Below are 4901 nucleotides of genomic sequence, written 5' to 3' on the forward strand. Positions count from 1 at the left end.
TTCCAAAAATAGATCGGGACAAAGAAGAATCATGAGTTGTGATGGATTCATAATAATGGTAATCCCGCATTTTTTGCTTTTTAGAAATGTTTTTAGAGTGCAGCAGTTGAGCTAAAACGACATCTGCTTGCTTATTCACTTGGTAACGATAAATCATCAATGGATGGTAATGCAACAACAAAGGATATTTTTCCTTAGGTGTATTTTCAAAATCCCACACAGTTTTCTCAAAAAAGGTATCGTCCTGTTTCGTTAATTTTTTTTCTTGATCAAATGGTAATTTCATTTTTTCAGCAGCTGCTTCCCAAAGCTGAATTTCACTATTATCAATCGTTAATTTTTTAACTATCTCTGAGGTCTCTTCTCCGGGTTCGCTTAACACTTCTTTAGCCAATTTTGCAGCAAATTCTAAATTCGTTTTAGCCATTAGATTCGTGTAATAATTATTATTGACAATAGCCGTATATTCGTCTGGACCTGTTACTCCATTAATGCAAAAAGCATTCCCACTTTCGGGAATATAATCTCCAAATTCTATCCAAAAGCGAGCTGTTTCCACTAGAATTTCTAATCCTTCATGGTATCTAAAGTCTAAGTCATTCACAGCTTCTAAATACAGTTTTACTCCATAAGCAATATCCGCATTAATATGAAACTGTGCTGTGCCTGCTGGATAATAGGCACTGCATTCTTCTCCATTGATGGTCCGCCATGGAAACAACGCTCCTTGTTCCACACCTAACTCTCGCGCTCGTTTTCGTGCATTTTCTAAAATAGAATAACGGTATAGTAGTAAAGATTTTGCAATATCCGGTTGAGTATAAACAAAAAAGGGTAGCATATACATCTCTGTATCCCAAAAATAATGCCCCTCATATCCATCACCAGTCAGCCCTTTAGCCGGAATATTGGTCAATCCATCTCGTCCAGCAGCTTGGTTCAAATGAAATAAATTAAACCGCAATCCTTTTTGCAACACTGTATCGCCTTTAATTTTAATGTCGCTTTTTTTCCAAAAGGCATTCATCGTTTTTATCTGCTTTTCTTTAAGTTTATCGTAACCTAGTTTTTCAACTTCTTGTAAGGTTTTTCTTAACTTTTTAATCACTGTACTGTCTTGTTCCGCTGCTGAATAAAAAGTACTATAGCCGGTAAACACTTCAATTGTTTCAGTCTTTCCCTCTCTAACATTAAAGGTAAATTCATTTAGAATATGGTCATCGGTCGCTGTGCAGTGCAGGGTTTCATTAGACGAAGTGATGCTAATTAGCTGTCCGGTTGCTAAACACAAGTTGCTGACTTCTGTGGCGGCTACTAAAAACGCTTGATTTTTTTCATAGCTTAATCGAGTATGAAAGTCTCGCTTTTCACGTTTAACTACTCGAGGGTCATCTATTAAGTCTCCAATAACGGGAGAAACGTTTACATCACCATCCAAACAACTCTTAAACATAATTTCTCCATTGAAGTTTACTGGTGTTAGCTTATAAGAAATAGCTAGTATTTCAGGTATATCATAAGAAGTGAATCGCTCAATCACCACATCGACTATTTTCCCATTCGAGTTTTTCCAAGTAAAGAAACGCTTAAGAATCCCTTTTTTCATATCTAAAATACGTTTATGGTTTAATATGATTCCTGCCCCTAAATGAAACCACTCTCCATCAATCGAAAAGCTCATTTCTTTTCCATTAGGAACTTGACAAATCGTTTGTGTATTTTTAGCATACCCAAAGGCTGTTTCTCCATAAATAATCGGTGCAGATTCAAAAAAGCCATTCACATAGCTTCCTTCATTTACAGTAAAGTTCTTATTTAAATAGCCTTCTTCTAAGCTGCCTCGCGTACCAATGTGCCCATTCCCTAAAGAAAAGAGGGTCTCATTATGAGCAATTAGAGCTGGCTCAACCTTTTCTTCCCAAATCTCCCATTCTGTTCCTTTCAATAACTGGTTCATTCACTCTCTCCTTCCTTATTTCTTTGTGCTCTTTTGTTCGTCAAAAATTTGTTTCACCCATGTTTTAAAATGGTCTATCTTTTTTTCGCTTTCTTCTTTAGTGTGTCCTCTACATTCATAATATATTTTTAGTTTTGCTTCTGTTCCTGAAGGACGGATACAAACCCAATCTCCTTCAATAGTTATAAACTTTAGAACGTTTTCTTTGGGTAGTTGGATTCTCTCGCTTTCCTTTTTTATGAAGCAGTTATGCCGCTTTCCGGTATAAAAATCTTCAATCCATAAAACATCAAGTTCTTTTAAAGTTTTTTCTGGTAGATGCCTGAAATGTTCCATTAAAGAGTCTGATTTTTTTGAATCTTCTTTAAGCTGGATTGTTTCTAGAGCTGTCTGATAATACCCATATTCATGATAAATTTCCTCTAGCTCATCTATCAGGGTCTTACCAAATTGCTTAAAATACCCAGTCATTTCAGCAACTAATATGGCTGCTTGAATACTATCTTTATCTTGTACAAAAGGACAAATCAAATAGCCGCAGCTTTCTTCAAATCCTAATAAAAAATTAGTTGTCAAATGCTGAGTTGCGATGTACTCGCCAATGTATTTAAAACCAGTCAATAATTTGATAGACTTTATCTCATTTTTCTTAGCAATCTTATCCACTAAAGAAGTAGAGACAATTGTCGAAAGAACAGTATCTGCACTCTTTAAGATACCTCCTTCTTTGCGGTAGTCTAAAATATAGGATAACATTAATATACCGACTTCATTTCCTGACAATAACTGATATCTTCCCTTATGGAGACACATAACACCTAAACGGTCAGCATCTGGATCAGTAGCCAACAATAAGTCGCTTTTCAATTGTTTTGCAGCTTCTAACAAATAAGAAAAGGCATTAATTTGCTCAGGATTAGGCGACGGAGCTGTAGAAAATGATCCATCTCTTGTCTGTTGTTTTTCTAGCACTTGAAGTCTTTTGATTCCAGCTTGTTGCAATGCTGTTGGCACCAATTTATCACCTGTTCCATGAAGAGGACTGTATAAAATACTAGGAGCATTACTGCCTTGAAGAATACCTTTACGAAAAGAAACATTTTGAATAGACGAAAGATACAACGCATCTATTTCTTTTGCGAGGTATCTTATTTTCCCATTCCTCTTTAATTCATCATAATCTTTGAGAGTGTATTCTAGATAATCATCAACACTCTCTACAAATTTTTTCACCTTATTCATAAGTGTCGGAGTAGCTTGACCACCTTTTTGATTGTAAACTTTAAATCCGTTATACTCAGCTGAATTATGACTAGCTGTGATAACTACACCCGCAGTTGCGCTCAATTCTCTAACAGCAAAAGACAATTCTGGAGTAGGAGTTGCTTCTTTAAATATAAAAGTTTCTATTCCTAGCGTTGCCATCACTCTAGCTGTTTCATTAGCAAATTCAAGAGACTGCTGTCGTGTATCATATGCGATCACTATATTAGGATTTACATGGTTAGCTATTAAGTAGCGTCCTAGTCCAAGCGCCACTCTTTTGATGGTGTACACATTTAATCGGTTAGTTCCAATTCCCATCGTTCCTCGCATACCGCCTGTTCCAAAATCTAAAAAATTTCCAAATAAGTGAGTTATTTCTTCTTCAGTCAATCGGTTTAATTCTTCTGTTACCAACGGCTGGTTGATGAGTTTTTCTTTCCAATAAGTGTATGCTTCTTGCCTCATTAGCTTAACCCCGCTTTCTGCTTGTTAAATGCATTTACACTGAACCGAGTCTTGGTACTTTTCAGGGATTTCATCGGTAATTACCGTAACAGCCTTCATCTCTGCAAATTTATAATTTGCTATTTTATTAAATTTAGAAGAATCAATCAAAATAAAAGATTCAGTTGATTTGGCAATGGCAAATTCTTTGATAATCGACTCATTATTATCCGCATTTGTAATCCCACCTGTTTCATCTACCCCATTAGCACCTAAAAAGCATTTATCAAAATGATATCTATTCAAACTATTTATGGCCTCTGGTCCTATAAAAGCAAGGGTTTCTCTTTTTAACTGTCCTCCTAGCGAAATAATCTCTATATGATATTTCATCGCTAATTCGATGTTCTCATATCCATTAGTTACTATGGTTACTTTTTTATCTTTTAATGCTTTTATCATAAATCGAGTAGTTGTCCCTGAATCAATAAAAATAAAGTCTCCATCTTTTACTAACTCACTAGCCTTTTTACCTACGATTTTCTTTCTATCAACAAAACGAGTAGAACGTCTTTGCATAGTAGTTTCTTTAGTCGTGTCGATAAGCTTCGCCATGCCCCCATGTTTCATTTCTATTACCCCTTCATCTTCCAGGGTCTTTAAATCACGGCGTATTGTAATCTCCGAAACTTTCAATAGCTTAGCTAAATATTCAATATAAGCTGGTTCTTTTTGTAATTGTTCTAAAATAAATTTTTGACGCTCAAAAGGAATCATATGAATCTCCTGCCTTTTTAAAAACCATATTGTGTAACCTTAGTTATATTTTGATTTACATAATACAATTCTTTTTTTAATAGATCTATATTCAGATTTCCTGGTAAATGTATAAAATATTTAATGTGATTCATTTCGTTAGTGTTCAACTCAACAAATTCTACTTTCTCTATTTCCACGTTGTATTTTGATAACGCTGATAGCACATCTCCAATTACTTTTTTATCTGATTGGAAATAAATATCTAGTTGGATCTCGCGAATTTTTGTAATGTATTTTTTTTGAAATTTATTAACTGTATTAAGTGTTCCGACAATAATAAAACACCCACCAATAGCGATAACGTAATATCCCATACCTGTAGCCAAACCGGCAACTGCCACTGCCCACATACTTGCTGCAGTAGTTAAGCCCACAATATTGTTTTTTAAATGCAAAATAGTTCCAGCACCCAAAA

The 4901-nt window shown here is 35.1% G+C and carries 4 protein-coding genes; all 4 read right to left on the bottom strand.

Features of this window, described 5'->3' with window-relative positions:
- The coding region (locus RT405_RS12025; RefSeq protein WP_313469984.1) for a glycoside hydrolase family 65 protein at positions 1–1957 on the bottom strand (1957 nt) is incomplete at its 3' end.
- A 15-nt stretch (positions 1958–1972) separates the two neighbouring features.
- A complete protein-coding gene (locus RT405_RS12030; RefSeq protein WP_313469986.1) occupies positions 1973–3688 on the bottom strand; it encodes a phospho-sugar mutase in 1716 nt (571 codons plus the stop codon).
- Between the two features lie 24 nt (positions 3689–3712).
- Positions 3713–4444, bottom strand: coding sequence for a DeoR/GlpR family DNA-binding transcription regulator (locus RT405_RS12035; protein WP_313469988.1), 732 nt, complete (start codon positions 4442–4444; stop codon positions 3713–3715).
- Positions 4445–4461: 17 nt separating this feature from the next.
- A partial coding sequence (locus RT405_RS12040; protein ID WP_313469990.1) for an MgtC/SapB family protein occupies positions 4462–4901 on the bottom strand: 440 nt, incomplete at its 5' end.

The sequence above is a fragment of the Carnobacterium sp. genome (assembly GCF_032094055.1).
Taxonomy (GTDB): Bacteria; Bacillota; Bacilli; order Lactobacillales; family Carnobacteriaceae; genus Carnobacterium_A.